The sequence below is a fragment of the Bradyrhizobium sp. USDA 4473 genome, from assembly GCF_054063335.1.
This window is the reverse complement of the sequence record NZ_JBSSGE010000001.1, coordinates 4,067,952-4,089,517: the sequence shown is the minus strand read 5'-3', so window position 1 is coordinate 4,089,517 and position 21,566 is coordinate 4,067,952. Positions and strand designations below refer to the sequence as shown.

Sequence of the window (21,566 nt, the reverse complement as noted above, 5' to 3'; positions counted from 1 at the left end):
ATCCGGCAGGACCTTCGCAGGGCATGGTTAACAAATTGCAAATTGTGTCCAAGTATTTCCAACGTCGCGCATCGCTGCGGCGGAGGCCTATCTGTCGACGACCCAGGCGTGGCGGCGCTGCGTGAAGACCGACTGCGACGGCGCGGGAAAATCCGGGTCCGCGAAGGCGCCGACCGCAACGCCGATCAGGTCCGGCGCACGGCCGGGCTCCCAATAGACCGACGATCCGCAATTCGGGCAGAAATGAAACACTGGAGACCCGCTGCCGCCGATGCGGCTGTATTCCCGCGCCTCGCCCTGCGGCGCGACGTCCGCGCGAGGAAAGAACGCGGCGACACCATAGGTGCTGCCGGTTCGCTTCTGACACTCCAGACAATGGCACAGCGATACCCTGGTCGGCTCGCCATGACAGATGACGCGAAGCCGCCCGCAAGCGCATGTCGCGAGCCGCGCCATCATCGCCTCCCCTTGCTGGCGACCAGCCGGTGAATGACCTTGCCGGACGAGGCGCTGACGACCTCCGCATCGAGCAGCAATTCGGCGCTCGTCAGCTCCGTCCGCACCAGCGCGGTATCGAACGCCGCGTACAGCCGGCCATGCGCATCGCGCGCATCGTCGCCGCTGGTGACGCGCCAGCTCAGATAAAACACGCCGCCGGGCTTCACGAGTTCGAACATGCGCCGGACCGACGGCGCGATCAGCGCGGGATCGAGATGCATGATCACGGTCTCGCACAGCACATTGTCGAAGCTGTTGGAGGCTATGCCGGATAGCGCGGGCAGTTCGGCGCTAGTAAAGCGCAGCGCCTGATAGCGGGCGCGAGCCTCCGCGAGCAGCCCCTCGGAGGCATCAAAACCTTCGGCCGGGAAGCCATTGGCGTTGAGCCAGGCGACCTCGCGGCCGCTGCCGCAGCCGATATCGGCGGTCGCGCCGCCCTTGATGAAGAAACGCGCGACGATCTCTTGCAGATCGCGAGGGGCCGGCTGCTCGTGCCAGTCCTGCGCAAACACCGCCGCTTCCTTGTCGTAAGCGGCGAGCGTTGCGTGGTCCATCGGTCAGCCTTCGATCCTGGAGAAATCCGCCACCGCACGGGTTGCGGCGCGAATCTCGTTGAGCAGCTTCAGGCGGTTTTCACGCACTTTCGTGTCCTCGTCGTTGACCTTGACCTTGTCGAAGAACGCATCGACCGCGGGACGCAACTTCGCCATAGCGCTCATCGCGGCGGCAAAGTCTTCCTTCGCGACAGCGGCGGAGGCCTCGGCCTTCACCTGATCGATCGCCGCAGCCAGAGCCTTCTCTTCGTCGAGCTTGTAGAGCGCGGCGTCAGGCGCGCCGTCAAACGCACGCTTGTCCTTCTTCTCCTCGATGCTGAGGATATTGCTGGCGCGTTTTGTGCCCGCGAGCAGGTTCTTGCCGTCGTCGCTGTCGAGGAATTTGCCGAGCGCCTCGACGCGGCGAACGACGAGCAAGAGATCGTCCTGGCCGCCGAGCGAGAACACGGCGTCGACGAGATCGTGACGCGCGCCCTGATCGCGAAGCTGAACCTTCAGGCGATCGGCGAAGAAGGCGAGCAGATCGTTCGGCAACGTTTCGGCATCGGCCTTGGCCGACAGTCCGAGCAACGCGGATTTGGCCGCCTTCAGGATCGGCAGGCGCAACGTGTTCTCGACGATCAGCCTGATCGCGCCCAGTGCCGCTCGGCGCAGCGCGAACGGGTCCTTCGATCCCGTCGGCTTCTCATTGATCAACCAGAATCCCGCGAGCGTATCGAGCTTGTCAGCCAGCGCCACCGCGACACTGACCGGATCGGTCGGCACGCGATCGGTCGGCCCCTGCGGCTTCCAATGTTCCTCGCTGGCCGCGGCGACGGATGCATCCTCGCCCTGCGCCAGCGCGTAGTATTTCCCCATAAGGCCCTGCAACTCGGGGAATTCGCCGACCACTTCGGTCAGCAAATCCGCCTTGGCGAGGCGCGCGGCGCGTTTGGTCTTCTCGACATCGGCGCCGACCAGCGACGCGATCTCGGCGGCGAGCTTCTCGATGCGCTTGACGCGCGCAGCCTGGGTGCCAAGCTTCTCGTGGAACACGATCTGCTCGAACTTCGGCAGCCGGTCTTCCAGCTTGGTCTTGAGATCGGTCTCGTAGAAGAATTTCGCGTCGCTCAGCCGCGGACGGATCACGCGCTCATTGCCGGCGACGATGGTCTTGCCGCCGTCGGGCGCCTCGATGTTCGCGGTCAACACGAACTTGTTGGTCAATTTCCCCGTCTTGGGATCCCGGACGACGAAGCACTTCTGGTTGTTGCGGATGGTGGCGCGGATCACTTCATCCGGGATCGACAAGAATTCCTTCTCGAACGATCCCATCATCACGACAGGCCATTCGACGAGGCCCGAGACCTCGTCGACCAGGACCTGGTCCTCGACCAGTTCGAGGCCCTGCGCGAACGCCAGCTCCTTGGCGTCCGCGACGATGATGTCCTTGCGCGCCTGCGGATCGAGGATGACTTTCGCGGCCTTCAGCTTGGCCTCGTAATCCTCGAAGCGGCGAACGGAAATCGCGCCCGGCGCCATGAAGCGGTGGCCATAGGTGGTCTGCCCGGCTTCGATGCCGTCGATCGAGAATTTCACGACATCGGGCTCCTCGGTCTCAAGACCAAAGGTCGCGATGATCGAGTGCAGCGGCCGGACCCAGGACAGCGAGCCTGATTTCGCCGAGCGTTCGCCCCAGCGCATCGACTTCGGCCACGGGAAGGTGCGGATGATCACCGGCAGGATTTCGGCGATGACGTCGATCGCGGCGCGGCCGGGCTTTTCGATCAGCGCGATGTAAAAATCGCCCTTTGCATCCTTCTGGACCTTCGCTTCATCCAGCGAGGCGAGACCGGTCGCCTTCAGGAAGCCCTGCACCGCCGCATCGGGGGCGCCGATCTTCGGGCCGCGACGTTCGGTCTTCAGGTCGGGCTGGCGCGCCGGAATGCCGTGCACGGTCAGTGCAAGGCGGCGCGGCGTCGCGAAGGCTTTTGCACCCTCATAGACGAGGCCCTCGGCGACGAGCCTGTCGGTCACCATGCGGCGCAGATCGTCCGCCGCCTTCGCCTGCATGCGCGCGGGGATTTCTTCGGAGAACAGTTCGAGGAGAAGATCGGGCATCAGACCGCCCTGCCCGTTTCAGTGTGGATCCAAGCCTCGCCGCAGGCTTTCGCCAGATCGCGCACGCGCCCGATATAGCTCTGCCGCTCCGTCACCGAGATGACGCCGCGAGCGTCGAGCAGGTTGAAGACGTGGCTCGCCTTGATGCACTGGTCGTAGGCCGGCAAGGCCATCAGATGTTCTTTCATGTTGCTGCCGTCGCGCCAGCCGGCGGCGAGATATTTGCGGCAGGCCTCTTCCGCCATTTTGAACTGCTCGAACAGCATCGCGGTGTCGGCAACTTCGAAATTGTGCCGCGAATATTCCTGCTCGGCCTGCAGGAAGACGTCGCCATAGGTCACCTTCTCGGCGCCCTCGCGCCCGTTGAAGTTGAGGTCGTAGACGCGGTCGACGCCCTGCACATACATCGCGAGCCGCTCGAGCCCGTAGGTGAGCTCGCCCGCGACCGGCGCGCATTCAACGCCGGCGACCTGCTGGAAGTAGGTGAACTGCGAGACCTCCATGCCGTCGCACCAGCATTCCCAGCCCAGGCCCCAGGCGCCCAGCGTCGGGCTCTCCCAATCGTCCTCGACGAAGCGGATGTCGTGGATGGCCGAATCGATCCCGATCGCGGCCAGCGACTTCAGGTACAATTCCTGAAGGTTCGGCGGCGACGGCTTCATGATCACCTGGAACTGGTAGTAGTGCTGGAGCCGGTTGGGGTTTTCGCCATAGCGGCCGTCCTTCGGCCGCCGCGAGGGCTGCACATAGGCCGCGTTCCACGGCTTGGGCCCCAGCGCGCGCAGCGTAGTCGCGGGATGGAAGGTGCCGGCGCCCATTTCCATGTCGTAGGGCTGCAGGATGACGCAACCCTGCTCGGCCCAGAACCGCTGGAGAGCCAGGATGAAGCCCTGGAACGAACGTTCCGGGCGCATGTGGTCAGGCAGGGCATCCATCGTTGGAATCGATCTCGCGAGGGGGTGTGAAAACGCGCGGGACCGTATCGGCGGCGGCCAATGGAATCAAGGCGATGGGGGTGACGTTTGTCATTCCGGGGCGCCTCGAAGAGGCGAACCCGGAATGATAGGAGTGGCTAGCCCGGGCGATAGGCCCCGGTCACGGGGTCACGGCGCAGGGTCTTGATTTCGCTGGCACGGGTGGCCTCGGACACGCGGGACAATCGCGCCTCTTCCAGTTCCTGGTTGATCCGGACGGCCGTCTTGTATGCCCAGCGGACCACGGCCAGGCCACCCAGGACGCCTGCGAATGCAATCAGCGGCGGCATCGGTCGATCCTTGTCGTTCACGTCGGTCAGGCCCCCAATGGCAGGCATTCTCGCCCAACCGAGGCTGCGCCGCAATCGCGGTTCTGGGGCTAAATGGCGCGCTCACATCCCCGTGTTCAGAGCCCGAATCTGGCCCAAATCGCCCGTGTTTCCAGCGCCGAGATCAGATCGTCCGGCAAGCCGGCCAAGCCGTCGAGCGCGGCCAGCGATCCCGCCCCCGGCGCTCTGCGGCCGAGCAGGCCGGACAGCACGCCGCTGGCGGGCGCGATCACCGGGGTCAGCACCTTCTCGCCATAGCGGGCCCGCAAGACGGAGCGGAGATCGCCGATGCTGTCTGCAAGCCCGAGACCGATCGCGGTCTCGCCCGCCCAGTATTCACCGGTGAACAACACGTCGTCGGCGGCCTTCAGGCGGCTGCCGCGGCTCTGCTTCACCAGGTTGATGAAGGTCGCATGGATCTCGCGCTGGATCGTCTTCAGCCGGGCGACGTCGTCGGGGTTTTCGGGAAGGAACGGATCGAGCATCGCCTTGTGGCTGCCGGCCGTGTACAGCCGCCGCTCGACGCCGATCTTCTTGATCGCCTCCTGGAAGCCGAAGCTGCCGCCGACCACGCCGATCGAGCCGAGGATCGAGGACGGGTCGCAATAAATCTCATCGCCCGCGCAGGCGATCATGTAGCCGCCGGAGGCTGCAACATCCTCGGCGAACACCAGCACCGGCAGCTTCTTCTCGGCCGCCAGTTGCCGGATGCGCAGATAGATCTGGCGCGACTGCACCGGCGAGCCGCCCGGCGAATTGATCACCAGCGCCACCGCCTTGGCATTACGCGTGCCAAAGGCGCGCTCCAGCATCTTGGCAACGCCCGAGAGCGTCATGCCGGGCCGCAGCGGCGTCACCGCGCCGATCACACCCGACAGCCGCACGACGGGCACCACCGCCGTGCCGCGCCGGAAACGTGCCGGCAACATTCCCTGCACGCGTTCGAGCAGTCCCGAGCGTCCTCCGGAATGTGCTCCAGAATGGCCTTGGCGATCACTTATTTGTTCACTCATGCCGTTACCTCGAATTAACCACTTTTTATCACGCCACTGTCATTGGATTCCGTGGAACGCGTTTTGCATTTTGCCATTGGGGAAGCAACGCGCGGGCGGAGAGGAAATCATGAAGATCTATCTGCTGATTATGCTGATCGGTACGTTGCTGATGGCGATTCGCTTCACCTCGACGCCGGAACGCCAGTCGGAAACGGCTTCGCAGTGATTTAGTGCCAGTCACGCGGGCAGCTCGCCTGTCCGCTAGCGCCGCGCCAGCGGCAATTCTCCCTTTCCAGCCAAGATCTCCTGCACCCATTTATTGGGCACCCCTGACTCTTCATTGAGCAGCAGCGCGGCATGCAGTCGCGTCGGCGCCCGGCCGCCTTTGGTCGCCCGCACCAGGATTCGGATCGCAGGCCGCGCCGCCTCGCCGTGAACGGGCAGGATCTCGAGACTGCCGAAGCCGCGCTCCAGCGCAGCCAGCACTTCGGCGATCCCGTCGGCACGCCAGATCAGCGCAAGCTGCCCGTTCGACTTGAGGATCCGCCGCGCCGCGTGGACCCAGCTGGCCAGCGTGGTCGCGGTCGCGACATGGGCGCGCTGGCGTACACCGTCGGGCGAGGCGCGGTGCCTGTCGGCATCATTGAACGGCGGGTTCATCAGCACAACGTCGGCACTGTCGGGCGCAAGGCCCGCCGCATCGAAGGCTGCGGCACCGGCCTCGACATCGAGCACGATCACGTCGGCCTTGATCGCGTTGGCGGCGGCGTTATTCCGCGCCAGCTCGGCCAATCCAGGATCGATCTCGACCAGGACCAGATCGATCCCCCTCACCCGCCGCGCCACCGCGAGCCCGGCCGCACCGACCCCGGCGCCGAGATCGACGACGCGCTCACCCGAGCGCGCCGGTGTCGCCGCGGCCAGCAGGATCGCGTCATGGCCGGCGCGGTGGCCGCTGCGGGGCTGGCGCAGCCGCAATTGCCCGCCGAGAAAACCGTCCTCGGTGACATCTGCGGTCGAATTACTCATCGGCCCGCAATTCATGACCAAGGCCGGCGTCGGTCAGGAGCTGGCGGGCCTCGTGGTTGTCGTCCTCATGCACCAGGATCCGCCGCGGCAGCACGCCGAGCGAGCCCTCGATGATGCTCATGTTCTGGTCCAGAACCAAATGATGGATGTTAGCGCTGTCGAGCAGCGCTCCGATGGCGGAGACCAGCACCACGTCATTGGTCCGTACCAATTCCCGCAAAATACGCTCTCCTGTCGCCCCGGCAGTGCAGCGAATGCCTCACATGTCAACAACTTCGTGGCCTTGCCGCAAACCTTCGCAGTTTCTATTGTTATCACTGAGCATAATGCGTATTCGGCAAAATTGGAGACCAGCGTGGCGGTTATTGTACCCTTCGAAAGCCCGTCCAATGCTTCGATCGACGGGCTGGTGGGACTTGTCGCCGCCGACATGGAGCGCGTCAACGCGACGATCATTTCGCGGACCGGCTCCGAAGTCACCATGATCCCCGAGGTCGCCAACCATCTGATCTCCTCCGGGGGAAAACGGCTGCGCCCGATCCTGACGCTGGCGATGGCCCAGCTCGCCGACTACAGCGGCGACGGCCATATCAAGCTCGCCGCCGCGGTCGAGTTCATGCACACCGCGACCCTGCTGCACGACGACGTGGTCGACGAGAGCGAGCTGCGCCGCGGCAAATTGTCCGCGCGGATGCTGTGGGGCAACGAGGCCAGCGTGCTGGTCGGCGACTTCCTGCTCGGCCAGGCCTTCCGGATGATGGTCGAGGTCGGCTCGCTGCGCGCGCTCGACATCCTCTCCGCGGCCGCCGCCACCATCGCCGAGGGCGAGGTGATGCAGCTCGCCGCCGCCAAGAACACCGCGACCACCGAGGACGAATATCTCGCCGTGATCCGCGGCAAGACCGCGGAGCTGTTCGCCGCCGCCTGCGAGGTCGGTCCCGTGATCGCCAACCGGCCGAAGGCCGAGCAGACCGCCTGCCGCTCGGTCGGCATGAATCTCGGCATCGCCTTCCAGCTCGTCGACGACGTGCTCGACTATGGCGGCAAATCCGCCAAGCTCGGCAAGAATGTCGGCGACGATTTCCGCGAAGGCAAGATCACGCTGCCGGTGGTGCTCGCCTTCCGCAGGGGCAACGACACCGAGCGCCAATTCTGGATCCGCGCGCTCGAGCGCGGCGAGATCGGATCGGCCGACCTCGACCACGCGATCGGACTGATGACCAAGCACCGCGCGCTGGAAGACACCATCAGCCGCGCCCAGCATTACGGCGCGATGGCCGTCGACGCGCTGGCGCTGTTCCCGTCGTCACCGATGAAGACGGCGCTGGAACAGGTGGTCGCGTTCTGCCTGGCAAGATCGCACTAAACTCGCCACACCAACTGTGTCGTCCCTGCGAAAGCAGGGACCCATACTCCGCAGCGGGTGTGGTGAACGCGACTCGTCGTTCCAGCATCGCGCAACAACCACGCTTGGTGGTTATGGGTCCCCTGAGTTCACAAACGAAGTGCAACACTTCCTTGAGGAGGTGTTGCGATGGGGCGGAGTTACGAGCAGCTATCCCTGGACGAGCGATGCGAGATTGCCCGGCTTTCAGCCAATGGCAGCTCGGTGCGGCAAATCGCGGCAGCTCTGGATCGCTCGCCATCAACGATCTCTCGGGAGCTGAACCGCAATTCTGGCGCCCAGGTCGGCTACAAACCCAGCTATGCCCAGCAACAGATGCGAGCGCGGCGCTGGACGGGCGTACGCCTCGAACGGGAGCCCGGCCTGCGCCGCGCGGTCTTGGAGCGCCTTGGTCGGGGCTGGTCGCCCGAGCAGGTCGCGGGCCGGCTGGCCCGCGAACACGGCCGCAAGGTGATCTCCCACGAGACCATCTACCGCTTCATATACGCCCAGATCCGACGCACCTCGGACTTCAGCTGGCGGCGTTATCTGCCACGCGGCAAGAGCAAACGCGGCTACCGCGGCAAGAAGGGCGGCAGTCCCGCAAGCTTCATAGAAGGCCGTGTTTCCTTGAACAAACGGCCTATCGAGGCCGCCGATCGCAATGCCCCCGGTCATTGGGAAGCCGACCTGATGATGTTCTCCAAATACGGTCAGGCGATCCTGACCGTGCACGAGCGCACCTCGCGCCTGCTGCTCGGCATCCGCATCGCCAGCAAGCTCGCGCGCGGTATCGCCCGTCATCTCGTCCGCTTGTTTGCTGCCTTGCCGGAAGGCCTGTGCCAGACCGTTACCTTCGACAATGGGACCGAGTTCGCCTGTCACCTGGAGCTGCACCGCCTCGCGATCGAGACCTTCTTCTGCGATCCGCACGCGCCCTGGCAGAAGGGCGGCATCGAGAATGCGATCGGTCGGATGCGCCGCTTCATTCCACGCAAAACCGATCTCGCGACCTTCCCGACGCGCCGCCTCCGCCAGTCGATCAACGCCTACAACAACACCCCGCGCAAATGCCTTGACTTCCAAACCCCTCTCGAGGCCTTCTCTCAAGTGTTGCACTTCGAGTGTGAATCCACCTCCCTGCTTTCGCAGGGACGACACTGAGTATGTCGTACGGCATCGGGCGACTCTGAGCTGACGTCTCCCGCCCCCGCTCAAGCCGCGTCGCCCTGCGCCCGCGAGGCGGGCACGGATCAGCGCGCCACGCTCGCCAGCACGCGGTCGACCATCTCGGGCGCAAGGCCGAGATAGTTTCGCGGCGAGGTCAGGTGCTCGATCGTCGCGCGGTCGATGCGCGAGGAAATCCGCGGATCGGCCGCGAGCGCGTCCGCAAGCGAGATGTGCTGCTCGTTGGCGCGACGGCAGGCGTCGTAGACGACGTCGTGCGCGTCCTGGCGCCCGAGCTGCGGCGCGAGACCCATCATCACCGCTTCCGCCACGATCAGGCCGCGGCTGATGTCGAGATTGGTCGCCATCCGCGCCTCGTCGACGATCAGGCCGCCGAGCGCGAACTTGGCCTGATGCAGGGCGCCGGCGGTCAGCACGAAGCTCTCCGGGATCGCCATCCATTCGGCGTGCCAGGGTCCGGTCGCCCGCTCGAAATCCTGGATCGTCGCGTCGAGCATCAGGCCGGCGTGCTGGCGCACGCCCTTGGCGGCCGCCAGCATCAGCTCCGACGAGATCGGATTGCGTTTCTGCGGCATGGTGGAGGACGCGCCGCGGCCCTTCACGAACGGCTCATAGAGTTCGGCGAATTCGGTCGAGGCCATGATCATGATGTCGAGCGCGATCTTGCCGAGCGAGCCGGTCACCAGCGCAAAGAAGTTCACGACTTCGGCGAGCCCGTCGCGCGCCACATGCCAGGTAGACACCGGCACGCCGAGGCCGAGCTCTTCGCAGAGCGCCTGCTGAACCTCGAGACCTTTGTCGCCCAGCGACGCCAGCGTGCCGGCGGCACCGGCGAACTGGCCGACCAGCACGCGTGGCTTCAATTGCGCGAGCCGTTCGGCGTGGCGATCGAACATCGCAAGCCAGATCGCGCATTTGTAGCCGAAGGTGACCGGCAGCGCTTGTTGCAGATGGGTGCGGCCGGCCATCGGCGTATCGCGATGCCGCTTCGAGAGATCCGCGAGGATCTTGCGCAGCTCCGAGATGTCCTGCTCGATGATCTCAAGGCCGGCGCGGACCTGCAGGATCACGGCGCTGTCCATGATGTCCTGCGTGGTCGCGCCCCAATGCACATAGCGGCCGGCTTCGCCGCATTGCTTTGCCATCTGATGCACCAGTGGCAGGATCGGGTAGCCGACGATGTCGGTTTCCTGGCGCAGCAGATCGAAATCGAGCGCCGCGACGTCGGTCCGCCTTGCGATCTCATCGGCTGCATCCGAAGGAATGACGCCGCAGCGCGCCTCCGCCCTGGCGAGCGCGATCTCGACCTCGGCGTAGCGGGAGATCAGCGAATAGTCCGAGAAGATCTCGCGCATGACCGGCGTGCCGAAGGCGTCACGAAACAGAATCGAGTCGAGAACCGTCGTGGCGGTCGGAACGGTGGCGCGCATGGAAACCTCCCAAGATGACGGCCGGCATTTTTTATGTCCGGACATAATCCTTTTATTTCATGTCAGGCGCTATCTGGATCAGACGGGCAACATCGTCGAAATATCCGCGACCGTGCACCCGGCCGACCGCTTCACCTTTTCGATGCGGCTGCGCCGCGACCGCTCTGCGTGAGCGCGGCGGCCCCTCCTCCACAGGCACCCAGCCGTAGGATGGATAGAGCGAAGCGAAACCCATCAACCCGTATCCGCGGCACGATGATGGGTATCGCTGCGCTCCACCCATCCGATTCGCCTCTCCCCCGTCATTCCGGGGCGCCGCAAAGCGGCGAACCCGGAATCCATTGCTCCACTTGCTCCGCGGCCTAATGGATTCCGGTCTCTCGCTTCGCGAGCCCCGGAATGACGAGCAAGGGGGACGCGCATCAAACGAGGTAGGAAACGCCTACTCCTCCACCGGCACCCAGATCTCCAGCCCGCCATTGCCGGTGTTCTTGTCGAATTTCTCGTCGTAGCGCTCGAAGTTCGGCGCGTCTGCGACCTTCATGCCGGATTGCGGCAGCCACCTGTTCCAGATCGTGTTGACGGTGCGGCGGATGGTCGAGATGTGGTCCGCATGGGTGAACACCACATATTTCTGCGCCGGAATCCGGACGCACGCGAACTCGCGCGGCAGGTCGGAGAAATCGGCGACCTCGACACCGGCGATGTAGTCGAAATTGCCGGCGTCATCGCCATTGCAGCAGACCCCGTAGACGACCCGGCCGACCTGACGCGGAATATGCGCGCATTGCTGGTGGAAACCATGCCACTGGTTCGGAATGCCGGCCGTGCTGTCATTGGCGTGGTTGTAGCGCTCGCCGACACCGGCAACGAGAAACGCCTTACCGGTCGCGATGCGTGGCGGATCGATGTGGTCGAGAGCGGTCGAGATCATGGTGATCGGCTCCTGCAGCTTGAGCTTGGTCAGGCACGTGGTCGCGCGCACGGCTTCGGGCGTGACGCCGAAATGGTCGCGGAACGCGCGGGTGAACGCTTCGTGGGAGCCGTAATCCGCATCCAGCGCCAGCGTGAGGATATCGGGCGCACCGGCCGCGAGCTCGCGCGCGGCCTCGCTGAGACGGCGCGCCCGCACGTAGCGCATCACCGAGAACCCGGTCGCCTCCGCGAACGCCCGCACCAGATGGAAGCGCGAGACGCCGGCAACGGCCGCGATGTCGTCGAGCGTCAGCGACCTGCGGAGGTGACTTTCGATGTACCAGAGCGCCTTCTGGGCTGGATTCATGGACGACAGCTTTCCTGCAAAGCGCGGGCATCATGCATGGTTGCGGCCTGCGGCGCTTGACAATCCTTGCTGCACAGCCGCGAAACCCTGGTTCCGCTCAGCGAAATTTTAGCCCAAAGCCGTCGCTGGCAACAATGATGCAATCGTGCATACTCGCAGTTGCATCGATCCGACGGCTCATCAAGCAGCCCAAAATCAAGACTGCACGAGCCGCGGCCAGCATGTCAGGGAGGACAATGATGCACCACCAACGCTTGAGCTATGCCAACCGCGTCAAGTCGGCGGCGCTTGCGGGGCTGTTGACGATCGCCGTCGCAACCGCCGCCAGCGCGCAGAAGAAATACGATCCGGGCGCTACCGACACCGAGATCAAGGTCGGCAACATCATGCCCTATTCCGGCCCGGCGTCCGCCTACGCCACGATCGGCAAGACGGAAGCGGCCTATTTCAACAAGCTCAACAGCGAAGGCGGCATCAACGGCCGCAAGGTCAATTTCATCTCCTATGACGACGCCTACTCGCCGCCGAAGATGGTCGAGCAGGCCCGCAAGCTGGTCGAGAGCGACGAGGTGCTGTTGATCTTCAATCCGCTGGGCACGCCGGGCAACACGGCGATCCAGAAATACATGAATGCCAAGAAGGTGCCGCAGCTGTTCGTCTCCACCGGCGCCGCCAAGTGGAACGATGCGAAGAATTTTCCGTGGACCATGGGCTGGCAGCCGAGCTACCAGGTCGAGGCGCGCATCTATGCCAAATACATCCTGGACAAATATCCCGGCAAGACCATCGGCGTGCTCTACCAGAACGACGATTTCGGCAAGGACTATCTGATCGGCCTGCATGAGGGGCTCGGCGACGCGGCGAAGAAACTGATCGTCGTCGAATCCTCCTACGAGACCTCGTCGCCGACGGTGGATTCGCAGATCGTGCAGATCAAGGGCGCCAACCCCGACATCTTCGTCAACATCGCGACGCCGAAATTCGCGGCGCAGGCGATCAAGAAGGCCGCCGAGCTGGACTGGCATCCGGTGCAGTTCCTGACCAACGTCTCGGTCTCGATCGGCGGCGTGATGAAGCCGGCCGGCTACGAGGCGAGTCAGGGCATCCTGTCCACGCAGTATCTCAAGGATCCCAAGGACCCCGAGTGGAAGAACGATCCCGCCATGGTCGAGTGGCGCAGCTTCATGACCAAATGGTATCCCGAAGGCGATCAGGACGACGCCTCGACCGTGTTCGGCTACGGTGTCGCCAAGGGGCTCGAGCAGGTGCTGCGGCAATGCGGCGACAATCTCACCCGCGAGAACCTGATGAAGCAGGCAGCCAGCCTCAATTTCGAGATCGGCATCTATCTGCCCGGCACCAAGATCAAGACCGGGCCGGACGACTATGCGCCGATCGAGCAGTTGCAGATGATGCGCTTCAAGGGCGAGAGCTGGGAGCGGTTCGGCCCCGTGATGAGCGGCGAGAAGAGCTCTTAGAGCATGATCCGGAAAAGTGGAAACCGGTTTTCCGAAAAGATCATGCTCAAACAAAGAGTTGAGATCATGATGCGATTCCGTGGAAGCGCATCATGATCTGAAGGCCCACCGCCACAACTTTGGGCTTCATGATGCCCGGCACCGCGCCGGGCATCCACGTCTTCGACACGATTCACGCGCAAGATTTTCGCAAGGAAGATTTGCGATGGCCGGAACCCGGCCGATCAGACCCGGCGCCGCACTGAGGCCGGAGTGTCCGGCCATCGCGACCCAAAGGCACATCCTGCGATCGGAAGGACAACAACAATGAAAATCACCGACGTCCGCGCCCACCATATCCGTATTCCCTATGACGCAGGCCCCGCAAGCTTCCGCCAGGGCGCGTCCGCGATCTCCGCGCTCGACATGGTGCTGGTCGAGGTGTCGACCGATGCCGGCCTGACCGGCTGGGGCGATGCCTTCGCCTATGTCTGTCCGAAGACCAGCTGCACGGCGGTCGCCGAGATGATCGCGCCGCAGGCCCGCGGCCTCGAGGTGCCCGATGCCGCCCAGATTCCTGCCGCGATGGAGCAGATCCAGCGCAATCTGCATCTGTTCGGCCGCTACGGCATCACGATGTTTGCGATCTCTGCGCTCGACATCGCGCTGTGGGATCTCGCCGGCAAGGTGAAGGGCGTGCCGCTGCATCAATTGATCGGCGGCGCCAAGCGCAGCACGATCCCGGCCTATGCGAGCCTGATGCGGATCGGCAATCCGACCCATATCGCCGCCGAATGCAAGAAGGCGATCAAGCTCGGTTACTCCGCGATCAAGCTGCACGAGAGCACCGTGCCCGCGGTGTCAGCCGCGCGCGAGGCGATCGGCCCCGGCGTGCCGCTGATGGTCGACATGAACTGCCCGCTGGATGGGCCGGCGGCGATCCAGTTCGCGCGCGACTGCAAACAGGCCGCGCCGCTGTTTCTGGAGGAGCCGGTCTGGCCGCCGGAAGATTTTGCCACGCTCGCCGAGGTGCGCAGAGAAGGCCGGCTCGATATCGCGGCCGGCGAGAACGCCTGCACCGTGCATCAATTCCGCCAGATGATGACCGCGGGCGCGGTCAGTCATGCGCAGCCGTCGGTGATCAAGGTCGGCGGCGTCACCGAATTCCTGCGCGTCGCCGTGCTCGCCGACGAGTTCGGCGTCCAGGTGATTCCGCACTCGCCCTATTTCGGGCCGGGCTTCCTCGCCACGCTGCATCTGATGGCGATCCGTGACTCGGGCCTGATCGAGGTGTTCTTCATGAAGCGCCCCGCCTGCCTGTGGGGCGACCGCATCGCTGTCGACGCCAGCGGCCATGTCGCCGTGCCGCAGGGCTCCGGGCTCGGCTATGAGCCGGATCGCCACGTGATGGAGACATATCGGGTGGCGTGACGAGTGCACGGCTCTTTCCGCCGTCATTGCGAGGAGCGAAGCGACGAAGCAATCCACGGCTCGGCAAGCTGAGCGATGGATTGCTTCGCGGAGCCTGTCATCCGGCGGCGCTTCGCGCCGAGCGGGTGGCTCGCAATGACGGTGTACTATTTCGTCCCGTCCTTTGCCGCAGGCGCGGCCTCCTTTGCCGGCGGCGCGTCGGCTTTCTTCTTCAGATCCTCGGCCAGCTTGGCCTGCGCCGCCTGCAAATCGGTGGCGAGCTTTTGTAAGCTTGCCACCATGCTCTGCAAGCTCGCGATCTGCCGGTTGGCCGCGTCGAGCTTCTGTTGGTGATCCGTGGTGAGCTTGCCGATCGTCTTTTGCAGGAAATCGACATTGCTCTGCAGGCAGCTGGTGCGCCGCTCCATGGTTTTCTCGACGGTGCAGATCTCGATGCCGGGTATGTCCTGCGCGTGCGCGGTTCCGACCAGCGCGAGTGCGAGCGGCACGAGCAAGGCAAAGACAAATCGCGCGATCATCGGCATCCCCCCATCACATGCGTCATTCACAGTTTTGTGCTCGCGACGCAGAAAGCCGGGCAGACATACCACACTGAAACCGCATTCGAGCGGTGTGCTGCACTCATTACGGGGACTACTCGTGGGGACGGGGGCCTTCGGAACTTTGTTTGGTTCGACCCCTTTTGGCTCGACCTTGGGCAGTGGAGACAGATCGCATGGCAACGCGCGAAAAACGGTTGGCGCAATTCGACGGCAATGGCGAACCTTCGCCGGAACAACGCGTGGAAGTGCTTTGTGAGGATCACAGCGGGACGTATCAGCTACCGTTCGCCTGCCGCTTCGTCGACGGCCAATGGCGCAATGACACGACAGGTGGCGCGCTGGAGGCCAACGTCATCGCCTGGCGGAAGCCGCGCGAGAAGCAACCGCTGGCCTGATCCCGTGAGGCGCCGTTGTTGCGCATGGTCCTTCGGGACCATGCATGCTGTTTCAAAACGCGACGCGCACGCGCTGCGCTTTAAGATTTGGAACGCGGATGGAACGAACCGCGTCCGAATCACTGATCGAGAGCCGTACTCCGTTGTTCACGGCTAGATGTGGTCATCAGCCCGACGCGGCGCACCACATACAGAAGCATGACGATCGGCCGCAGCCAGCGGCCGACAACAAGGGTTAATTCCTCCGCAGACGACATCGCGATCCCTTTCTCCGTCCTCCTTGACGATCATTTCCACGGCGTGGTCGGCGGCACGGTCTCGGTCGCCGGCGGCACATCCACGGTCTTGAAGTCGGCGGGGCTGACGATCTCGAGGTATTCCATGTCCTTCGAGTAATCGAACAGATAGTGGGTGATGCCGGGACGCTGATGGATGACGTCGCCGGCCTCGACCAGCGTCTCCTTGTCCTCGTACATGAAGCGGGCCCAGCCCTTGGTCATGATGACGATCTGAAAATCGCACAGATGCTTGTGCCAGCCGGTGCCCTCTTCCGGCGGCATGTCGGGATTGGCCTTGACCAGGTGGCAGATCACCTGCCCGCCGGTGGCATCGGCGATCCCGAGATCGCGATACAGGAAGAAGTCGCGCAGACCTCCGCCCTTGAACTCGGTGTCACCGGGTTTGACGTGGGAGAATTTGCTGACGACGGCGTGCTGGTTCATTTCAAGCCTCCACGGTTCTCGTGTTCGCGAGATCGCGGCGCGGCTCAGCGTCCAAATTTTCGGCAGCGTCGCATCGTCGCGGTCACAGCTCGGTTGTTGCTATGCGAAATCCTTGCCAGCCCGGTCGGGCCGCGGCGATCGGTCCCGCGATGTGCCGATGTCGCGGCGGAAGCATCTGGGGCAAGGCCCGAATTTGCGCTCGGCCGCTGCCTGGCACGCCCGCCGCGCGGCGCCGATGCCTGGCGCCGATGGCATGTCGATTGAGCAAGGCTTGCCTGGAGCTTGAGCCGCCGGCCCAGGCAGGCCGGAGGCGCACTGCCTAATATTCGACCTCGAGCTCCTCGACGTCGGCCGGCTCGGCCTTCGCCGCCTCGACCCATTCCTGCATCTCGGGCATCGCCATGATGGTCCTGGCATAGGCCGCGAGGACGGGATCGAGCTTGACGTCATAGGTCATGAAGCGGGTCACCACCGGCGCATACATCGCATCCGCCATGGTGCGGCGTTCGCCGAACAGGAATGGCCCGCCGGACTTGTCGAGGCAATCCCGCCAGATCGCGCAGACGCGCTCGATATCGGCCTGCGCCCGCGACCAGATCTTGAAGCCGGGGAAGTGGCCCTTGAGATTGACGGGGAGCGAGGACCGCAGCGTGGTGAAGCCGGAATGGATTTCGCCCGAGATCGAGCGGCAATGCGCGCGCTGGATCCGGTCTTCCGGCAACAGCCCGGCATGTGGCATGATCTCGTTGAGGTACTCGCCGATCGCCAGCGTGTCCCAGACGGTTGCGCCCTCATGGCGCAGGCAGGGCACCAGGATCGACGACGACAGCAGCAGCAGTTCGGCCCGCGCCGAGGGGTCATCGGGCGCGGTCACCACCTCGTCGAACTCCAGCCCGGCGAATTTGGCCAGCAACCAGCCGCGCAGCGACCAGGACGAGTAATTCTTGCTGCTGATGGTGAGCGTCGCCTTCGCCATTTCGGTGTCCTCACGCCTGAACGCATGCTTGGCTCCCGGACCCTGCGAGCGGTCCAACCGCCGCGCCCCTCGGGAGCCGTTCGTTTTTGCAGCAAGCGACGTGCCAATTTGCCGGGCAGTCGGCCCACCTCTGGCCTCGATATTGCTTGGCAGACCAGGCCACCGGGTGGATGCGTATGATGTCAATGCTGTACCAGGCCTACCAGAACCATATGGACCTCACTGCGCCGTGGCGGACCGGCGCCGCGGCGGCATTGCGCTACCTCAATCTGGTGCCGCGGGGCACCTCGCAGCGGACGTTCGGCCGACTCGCCGCCGCGCTCGAGCTGATCTCCCGCTCCACCCTGACCTATGCCCGCCCCGACTACGCCATCGGTAGCGTGACCTCCGGCAACAGGGAGTACCAGGTGACCGAGGAGGTCGCCTATGCGACGCCGTTCGGCTCGCTGCTGCACTTCAAGAAGGTGGACGGACCGGAGCAGCCGCGGCTGCTGCTGGTGGCGCCGATGTCCGGCCATTTTGCCACCCTGCTGCGCGGCACCGTGAAGACGCTGCTGCAGGACCACGACGTCTACATCACCGACTGGCACAATCCGCGCGACATCCCGCGCAGCGATGGCCGCTTCGGGCTCGAGGATTATACCGACCACCTGATCGACTTCCTCGGCCAGCTCGGCCCGCGTGCGCATATGGTGGCGATCTGCCAGCCTTCAGTGTCGGCGCTGGCGGCGGCCGCGATCATGTCGGAAGACAACCATCCGGCGCGGCCGGCATCGCTGACCCTGATGGCCGGGCCGATCGACACACGGATCCAGCCGACCAAGGTCAACGAGTTCGCTAAGAGCAAGCCGATCAAATGGTTCGAGGACAATCTGATCAATTACGTCCCCGTACAGTGCAAGGGCGCGCTGCGTCAGGTCTATCCCGGCTTCGTGCAGCTCACGGCGTTCGTGTCGATGAATCTGGAGCGCCACATCAAGCAGCACATCGATCTCGCCGATCATCTCGCCAAGGGCGAGACCGACAAGGCCGAGGTGATCAAGACCTTCTACGACGAGTATTTTGCCGTCATGGACCTGCCGGCGGAGTTCTACATCGAGACCGTGCGCGACGTGTTCCAGGAGCACCTGCTGCCGCAGGGCATGCTGATGCATCGCGGCCGCCCGGTGAACCCGGCGGCGATCCGGCGCATGGGCCTGATGACGGTGGAAGGCGAGAAGGACGACATCTGCTCGATCGGGCAGACGCTCGCCGCGCAGGACCTCTGCACCGGCGTGCGCACCTATCGCAAGGTGCACCACATGCAGGCCGGCGTCGGCCATTACGGCGTGTTCTCCGGCAAGCGCTGGAACAACGAAATCTATCCGCTGCTGCGCGATTTCGTGCATGTGAATTCGTGAGGGCTAGGCGACACCCTTTCCCCGTCATTGCGAGCGGAGCGAAGCAATCCATCGGTCCCGCAGCGGAAGCGTGGATTGCTTCGTCGCTACGCTCCTCGCAATGACGAGTGGCGGCTAGCCACGTCTCCGCCCGCGCTATAGTCTTCCCGCCACGACGACCCCGCTTGCCAAGAATCGTCCAGGGAGAAACTCCATGCGCGCCTCGACCGCCTTCCGTGCCCTCACGCTCGCTTTTGTCGGCGCCCTCGCCTTCGCCTCAGCCGCATCGGCCGCCGAAGTCCATGTCATGATCTCGGGCGGGCTGACGGCGGCCTACAAGGCGCTGGTGCCGGAGTTCGAGCGCAAGACCGGGCACAAGGTGGCGACCGCCTTCGGGCCGTCGATGGGCACCACGACCAACGCCATTCCGGTGCGGCTGGAGCGCGGCGAGCCGGCCGACGTGCTGATCATGGTCGGCTATGCGCTCGGTGACCTGATCAAGCAGGGCAAGGTGGTGGCCGACAGCCGCGTCGACCTCGTGAAGTCGCCGATCGGCATCGCGGTGAAGTCAGGCGCGCCGAAGCCGGACATCGGTTCGGCCGACAGCGTCAAGCAGGCGCTGCTTTCGGCGAAATCGGTCGCCTATTCCGACAGCGCCAGCGGCGTCTACGTCTCGACCGAGATGTTCGCAAAGCTCGGCATCGCCGACCAGATGAAGGACAAGGCGCGGATGATCCCGGCGACCCCGGTCGGCGAGATCGTCGCCAAGGGCGAGGCCGAGATCGGCTTGCAGCAGATTTCCGAGCTGAAACCGGTCGCCGGCATCGACATCGTCGGCCCCTTGCCGGAGCCGTTGCAGAAGATCACGGTGTTCTCCGCCGGGATCGCGACGGTTTCAAAAGAGCCTGAGGCCGGCAAGGCGCTGATCAGCTTCCTCGCCTCACCAGACGCCCGCGACGCGCTGGTCAAGAGCGGGCTGGATCCGATCGCAGGCGGTGCGACGTATTAGGTGCGCGCACGTTCTCTCGCCGTCATCCTGAGGTGCGAGCAAAGCGAGCCTCGAAGGATGCACGGCCACTAGCCGGGCCGTCGATCCTTCGAGACGCCGCTTCGCGGCTCCTCAGGATGACGGGGATAGATTGGCGCGGTTGTCGCCCTACCGCCAATGGTGCGCACCATACGCCAGCAGCAGCACCACGACGAGCGCCAGCAGCAGCGTGGTCGACTTCCAGAACAGCACCGGGTTGCGTTCGATCAGCGGGGTCGACGACGTCGTCAGATATTTGGCGTTGGGATTGCGCAGGTCGAACACGAACTCGGAGAAGCTCTCGTAGCGCTTGAGCGGGTTGACGTGCACGGCGCGCTCCAGCGCGCCGTCAACCCAGGTGGGGACATCGCGGCCGCGATGCGCGGCCGGACGGTAGACCAGCCGGTTGAAATCGGATCGCGTCCGCGCACGGGCGATCCGTGCGCCATAGGGCAAGCGGCTGGTCAGCATCTGATAGGTGACGACGCCGAGCGAAAACAGGTCGGAGCGCGCGGTGCCGCCCTCGCCCAGGAAATACTCCGGCGCGGTGTATTGCTGGGTGCCCAGAATGTCCTCGACGCCCGCCGGCACAGCCTCGGCAACGCCGGCAATCCGGGTCGAGCCGAAATCGATGATCTTCACCGTGCCGGTGCTGTCGATCATGATGTTGTCGGGCCTGACGTCCTGGTGCAGCATCTCCTTGCGATGGAAGGCGCGCAATCCCTTCGCGATCTGCTCGGTGATGTCGCGCACCGTCTCCAACGCCGGCGCCGGATTGTCAGTCATCCACTGCGTCAGGGTCTGACCGTCGATATATTCCATCGCAACGTAGAGGAAGTTGCGCTTGCGCTGCGGCAGAAACGGCTTCAGCACATGCGGGCTGTCGATCCGCCGGGCGACCCACTCCTCCATCACGAAGCGCTTGAGATAGGCCGCATCGTCGCGCAGGTCGATCGAGGGGATCTTGATCGTCACCGTGGTGCCGCTGTCCTCGTCAACAGCGAGATAGATGTGGCTGCGGTGCGAGGCATGCAGCTCGCGCACGATGCGATAGCCGTCGAACAGCATCCGTGCATCGAGCAGCGGCGGCAATGGCAGCTCGGTCGGCTGGCCGAACACCTCGCTGGCATCGCCGTCGGGCAACTCGTCGATCCGGACGATCTGGGCGGTGAGATTGTCCGGACTGCCGTTGTCGTAGGCCTGCGCGACGATCGACTTCGCGGCCGCATCGAGATCGGCGGCGCCATCCCTGATCGTCTTCGCCAGCTGGCGCGCCGGGACATGCTCGTAGATGCCGTCGGTCACCAGCAGGAAGATGTCGCCGCGCGCCAGCGGAAGGTTCTGGTAGTCGATCTCGAGCTGCGGGTTCACGCCGAGCGCGCGGCCGAGATAGCTCTGCTGCGAGGAGATCACGACACGGTGGTCGTTGGTCAATTGCTCCAGGCTGTTGCCGGCGACGCGGTAGATCCTGCTGTCGCCGACATGGAACAGATGCGCCGTGGTCGAGCGGATCACGAGCGCGCTCAGCGTGCAGACGTAGCCCTTGTCCTTGTCGTAGGGGTTCTGGCTGCGCCGCGTCTGCGCGTGCAGCCAGGAGTTGGTCGCCTCCAGCACCCGCCGCGCCGAGGTCTTCACCGACCAGGATTCCGAGGTGCAGTAGTAGTCGGTCAGGAAGCTCTTGACCGCGGACTCGGCGGCGACACGGCTGACGCTGCTCGAGGAGATGCCGTCGGCCAGCACCACGGCGATGCCCTTCAGGCCGAGCAGCGGCTCCTCGGGGATCAAGACGCCGTGGAAATCCTGATTGGTGTCCTTGCGGCCCTGATCCGAGAATTGCCCGACCGATATTTTCAGTGCGCGCGGCATCGTCCGTC

22 protein-coding genes are annotated in these 21,566 nt (G+C 64.4%); 8 read left to right on the top strand and 14 right to left on the bottom strand.

Going from position 1 to position 21,566, the window contains the following annotated elements; translation table 11 throughout:
• Positions 1 to 87 precede the first annotated feature (87 nt).
• From ACVW17_RS18950 to ACVW17_RS18915, 8 genes are all read right to left on the bottom strand, one after another.
• The gene (locus ACVW17_RS18950) at positions 88 to 456 is read right to left on the bottom strand and encodes a GFA family protein (protein WP_456753279.1); all 369 of its coding nucleotides are present in this window, start codon (positions 454 to 456) and stop codon (positions 88 to 90) included.
• Entirely contained in the window at positions 456 to 1,052 is a 597-nt protein-coding gene (locus ACVW17_RS18945) for a class I SAM-dependent methyltransferase (protein WP_456753278.1), read from the bottom strand. The genes ACVW17_RS18950 and ACVW17_RS18945 overlap by 1 nt, the downstream gene beginning before the upstream one ends.
• A gap of 3 nt (positions 1,053 to 1,055) precedes the next feature.
• Positions 1,056 to 3,152 carry a glycine--tRNA ligase subunit beta gene (gene glyS, locus ACVW17_RS18940; protein WP_456753277.1) on the bottom strand — a complete coding sequence of 699 codons (2,097 nt, stop codon included), beginning with the start codon at positions 3,150 to 3,152 and terminating at the stop codon, positions 1,056 to 1,058.
• The gene (locus ACVW17_RS18935; protein ID WP_456753276.1) at positions 3,152 to 4,087 is read right to left on the bottom strand and encodes a glycine--tRNA ligase subunit alpha; all 936 of its coding nucleotides are present in this window, start codon (positions 4,085 to 4,087) and stop codon (positions 3,152 to 3,154) included. Before ACVW17_RS18935 ends, glyS begins: the two co-directional genes overlap by 1 nt.
• Before the next feature lie 137 nt (positions 4,088 to 4,224).
• A complete protein-coding gene (locus ACVW17_RS18930) occupies positions 4,225 to 4,416 on the bottom strand; it encodes a hypothetical protein (protein ID WP_456756472.1) in 192 nt (63 codons plus the stop codon).
• 116 nt (positions 4,417 to 4,532) lie between these two features.
• The gene (locus ACVW17_RS18925; RefSeq protein WP_456753275.1) at positions 4,533 to 5,468 is read right to left on the bottom strand and encodes a S49 family peptidase; all 936 of its coding nucleotides are present in this window, start codon (positions 5,466 to 5,468) and stop codon (positions 4,533 to 4,535) included.
• A 243-nt stretch (positions 5,469 to 5,711) separates the two neighbouring features.
• Complete coding sequence (locus ACVW17_RS18920; protein ID WP_456753274.1) at positions 5,712 to 6,479, bottom strand: tRNA1(Val) (adenine(37)-N6)-methyltransferase; 768 nt, start codon at positions 6,477 to 6,479, stop codon at positions 5,712 to 5,714.
• Positions 6,472 to 6,699: a putative signal transducing protein gene (locus ACVW17_RS18915; RefSeq protein ID WP_456753273.1), complete on the bottom strand. Its 228-nt coding sequence runs from the start codon at positions 6,697 to 6,699 to the stop codon at positions 6,472 to 6,474. The genes ACVW17_RS18920 and ACVW17_RS18915 overlap by 8 nt, the downstream gene beginning before the upstream one ends.
• 135 nt (positions 6,700 to 6,834) lie before the next feature.
• Between ACVW17_RS18915 and ACVW17_RS18910 the strand changes: the two genes are divergently transcribed.
• Positions 6,835 to 7,845, top strand: a complete 1,011-nt coding sequence (locus ACVW17_RS18910) for a polyprenyl synthetase family protein (RefSeq protein WP_456753272.1) — start codon at positions 6,835 to 6,837, stop codon at positions 7,843 to 7,845.
• A 168-nt stretch (positions 7,846 to 8,013) separates the two neighbouring features.
• The gene (locus ACVW17_RS18905) at positions 8,014 to 9,027 is read left to right on the top strand and encodes an IS30 family transposase (protein WP_456797782.1); all 1,014 of its coding nucleotides are present in this window, start codon (positions 8,014 to 8,016) and stop codon (positions 9,025 to 9,027) included.
• 89 nt (positions 9,028 to 9,116) lie between these two features.
• Here ACVW17_RS18905 and ACVW17_RS18900 read toward each other — a convergent pair whose 3' ends face one another.
• Positions 9,117 to 10,481 (bottom strand): class-II fumarase/aspartase family protein, encoded by a 1,365-nt coding sequence (locus ACVW17_RS18900; RefSeq protein ID WP_456753271.1) that lies wholly within the window; start codon positions 10,479 to 10,481, stop codon positions 9,117 to 9,119.
• Here ACVW17_RS18900 and ACVW17_RS18895 point away from each other — a divergent pair.
• Positions 10,480 to 10,653: a hypothetical protein gene (locus ACVW17_RS18895; RefSeq protein WP_456753270.1), complete on the top strand. Its 174-nt coding sequence runs from the start codon at positions 10,480 to 10,482 to the stop codon at positions 10,651 to 10,653. The two genes, ACVW17_RS18900 and ACVW17_RS18895, sit on opposite strands and share 2 nt — an antisense overlap.
• A 270-nt stretch (positions 10,654 to 10,923) precedes the next feature.
• Here ACVW17_RS18895 and ACVW17_RS18890 read toward each other — a convergent pair whose 3' ends face one another.
• Positions 10,924 to 11,763: an AraC family transcriptional regulator gene (locus tag ACVW17_RS18890; protein WP_456753269.1), complete on the bottom strand. Its 840-nt coding sequence runs from the start codon at positions 11,761 to 11,763 to the stop codon at positions 10,924 to 10,926.
• A 236-nt stretch (positions 11,764 to 11,999) separates the two neighbouring features.
• Between ACVW17_RS18890 and ACVW17_RS18885 the strand changes: the two genes are divergently transcribed.
• Complete coding sequence (locus ACVW17_RS18885; protein ID WP_456753268.1) at positions 12,000 to 13,241, top strand: ABC transporter substrate-binding protein; 1,242 nt, start codon at positions 12,000 to 12,002, stop codon at positions 13,239 to 13,241.
• Between the two features lie 306 nt (positions 13,242 to 13,547).
• Positions 13,548 to 14,651 carry a mandelate racemase/muconate lactonizing enzyme family protein gene (locus ACVW17_RS18880; RefSeq protein ID WP_456753267.1) on the top strand — a complete coding sequence of 368 codons (1,104 nt, stop codon included), beginning with the start codon at positions 13,548 to 13,550 and terminating at the stop codon, positions 14,649 to 14,651.
• A 146-nt stretch (positions 14,652 to 14,797) separates the two neighbouring features.
• Here ACVW17_RS18880 and ACVW17_RS18875 read toward each other — a convergent pair whose 3' ends face one another.
• Positions 14,798 to 15,169, bottom strand: coding sequence for a hypothetical protein (locus tag ACVW17_RS18875; RefSeq protein WP_456756471.1), 372 nt, complete (start codon positions 15,167 to 15,169; stop codon positions 14,798 to 14,800).
• A 197-nt stretch (positions 15,170 to 15,366) separates the two neighbouring features.
• Here ACVW17_RS18875 and ACVW17_RS18870 point away from each other — a divergent pair, with 197 nt between their 5' ends.
• Positions 15,367 to 15,588 carry a hypothetical protein gene (locus tag ACVW17_RS18870; RefSeq protein ID WP_456753266.1) on the top strand — a complete coding sequence of 74 codons (222 nt, stop codon included), beginning with the start codon at positions 15,367 to 15,369 and terminating at the stop codon, positions 15,586 to 15,588.
• A 287-nt stretch (positions 15,589 to 15,875) separates the two neighbouring features.
• On the opposite strand, the gene ACVW17_RS18865 is transcribed toward ACVW17_RS18870, so the two are convergent.
• Positions 15,876 to 16,310, bottom strand: a complete 435-nt coding sequence (locus ACVW17_RS18865; RefSeq protein WP_456753265.1) for a cupin domain-containing protein — start codon at positions 16,308 to 16,310, stop codon at positions 15,876 to 15,878.
• A 319-nt stretch (positions 16,311 to 16,629) separates the two neighbouring features.
• Positions 16,630 to 17,286, bottom strand: coding sequence for a glutathione S-transferase (locus ACVW17_RS18860; protein WP_456753264.1), 657 nt, complete (start codon positions 17,284 to 17,286; stop codon positions 16,630 to 16,632).
• A 176-nt stretch (positions 17,287 to 17,462) separates the two neighbouring features.
• On the opposite strand from ACVW17_RS18860, the gene ACVW17_RS18855 reads away from it, so the two are divergent.
• Complete coding sequence (locus ACVW17_RS18855; protein ID WP_456753263.1) at positions 17,463 to 18,686, top strand: polyhydroxyalkanoate depolymerase; 1,224 nt, start codon at positions 17,463 to 17,465, stop codon at positions 18,684 to 18,686.
• Positions 18,687 to 18,879: 193 nt separating this feature from the next.
• The gene (locus ACVW17_RS18850; protein WP_456753262.1) at positions 18,880 to 19,674 is read left to right on the top strand and encodes a substrate-binding domain-containing protein; all 795 of its coding nucleotides are present in this window, start codon (positions 18,880 to 18,882) and stop codon (positions 19,672 to 19,674) included.
• 147 nt (positions 19,675 to 19,821) lie between these two features.
• On the opposite strand, the gene ACVW17_RS18845 is transcribed toward ACVW17_RS18850, so the two are convergent.
• Complete coding sequence (locus tag ACVW17_RS18845; RefSeq protein WP_456753261.1) at positions 19,822 to 21,558, bottom strand: protein kinase domain-containing protein; 1,737 nt, start codon at positions 21,556 to 21,558, stop codon at positions 19,822 to 19,824.
• Positions 21,559 to 21,566: the final 8 nt, after the last annotated feature.

Excerpts from the sequence above, each read along its gene's own strand:
- ACVW17_RS18950 (WP_456753279.1), bottom strand. The coding sequence starts at position 456 with ATGGCGCGGCTCGCGACATGCGCTTGCGGGCGGCTTCGCGTCATCTGT.
- ACVW17_RS18945 (WP_456753278.1), bottom strand. The coding sequence starts at position 1,052 with ATGGACCACGCAACGCTCGCCGCTTACGACAAGGAAGCGGCGGTGTTT.
- glyS (WP_456753277.1), bottom strand. The coding sequence starts at position 3,152 with ATGCCCGATCTTCTCCTCGAACTGTTCTCCGAAGAAATCCCCGCGCGC.
- ACVW17_RS18935 (WP_456753276.1), bottom strand. The coding sequence starts at position 4,087 with ATGGATGCCCTGCCTGACCACATGCGCCCGGAACGTTCGTTCCAGGGC.
- ACVW17_RS18930 (WP_456756472.1), bottom strand. The coding sequence starts at position 4,416 with ATGCCGCCGCTGATTGCATTCGCAGGCGTCCTGGGTGGCCTGGCCGTG.
- ACVW17_RS18925 (WP_456753275.1), bottom strand. The coding sequence starts at position 5,468 with ATGAGTGAACAAATAAGTGATCGCCAAGGCCATTCTGGAGCACATTCC.
- ACVW17_RS18920 (WP_456753274.1), bottom strand. The coding sequence starts at position 6,479 with ATGAGTAATTCGACCGCAGATGTCACCGAGGACGGTTTTCTCGGCGGG.
- ACVW17_RS18905 (WP_456797782.1), top strand. The coding sequence starts at position 8,014 with ATGGGGCGGAGTTACGAGCAGCTATCCCTGGACGAGCGATGCGAGATT.
- ACVW17_RS18895 (WP_456753270.1), top strand. The coding sequence starts at position 10,480 with ATGGAAACCTCCCAAGATGACGGCCGGCATTTTTTATGTCCGGACATA.
- ACVW17_RS18900 (WP_456753271.1), bottom strand. The coding sequence starts at position 10,481 with ATGCGCGCCACCGTTCCGACCGCCACGACGGTTCTCGACTCGATTCTG.
- ACVW17_RS18890 (WP_456753269.1), bottom strand. The coding sequence starts at position 11,763 with ATGAATCCAGCCCAGAAGGCGCTCTGGTACATCGAAAGTCACCTCCGC.
- ACVW17_RS18885 (WP_456753268.1), top strand. The coding sequence starts at position 12,000 with ATGATGCACCACCAACGCTTGAGCTATGCCAACCGCGTCAAGTCGGCG.
- ACVW17_RS18880 (WP_456753267.1), top strand. The coding sequence starts at position 13,548 with ATGAAAATCACCGACGTCCGCGCCCACCATATCCGTATTCCCTATGAC.
- ACVW17_RS18875 (WP_456756471.1), bottom strand. The coding sequence starts at position 15,169 with ATGATCGCGCGATTTGTCTTTGCCTTGCTCGTGCCGCTCGCACTCGCG.
- ACVW17_RS18870 (WP_456753266.1), top strand. The coding sequence starts at position 15,367 with ATGGCAACGCGCGAAAAACGGTTGGCGCAATTCGACGGCAATGGCGAA.
- ACVW17_RS18865 (WP_456753265.1), bottom strand. The coding sequence starts at position 16,310 with ATGAACCAGCACGCCGTCGTCAGCAAATTCTCCCACGTCAAACCCGGT.
- ACVW17_RS18860 (WP_456753264.1), bottom strand. The coding sequence starts at position 17,286 with ATGGCGAAGGCGACGCTCACCATCAGCAGCAAGAATTACTCGTCCTGG.
- ACVW17_RS18855 (WP_456753263.1), top strand. The coding sequence starts at position 17,463 with ATGATGTCAATGCTGTACCAGGCCTACCAGAACCATATGGACCTCACT.
- ACVW17_RS18850 (WP_456753262.1), top strand. The coding sequence starts at position 18,880 with ATGCGCGCCTCGACCGCCTTCCGTGCCCTCACGCTCGCTTTTGTCGGC.
- ACVW17_RS18845 (WP_456753261.1), bottom strand. The coding sequence starts at position 21,558 with ATGCCGCGCGCACTGAAAATATCGGTCGGGCAATTCTCGGATCAGGGC.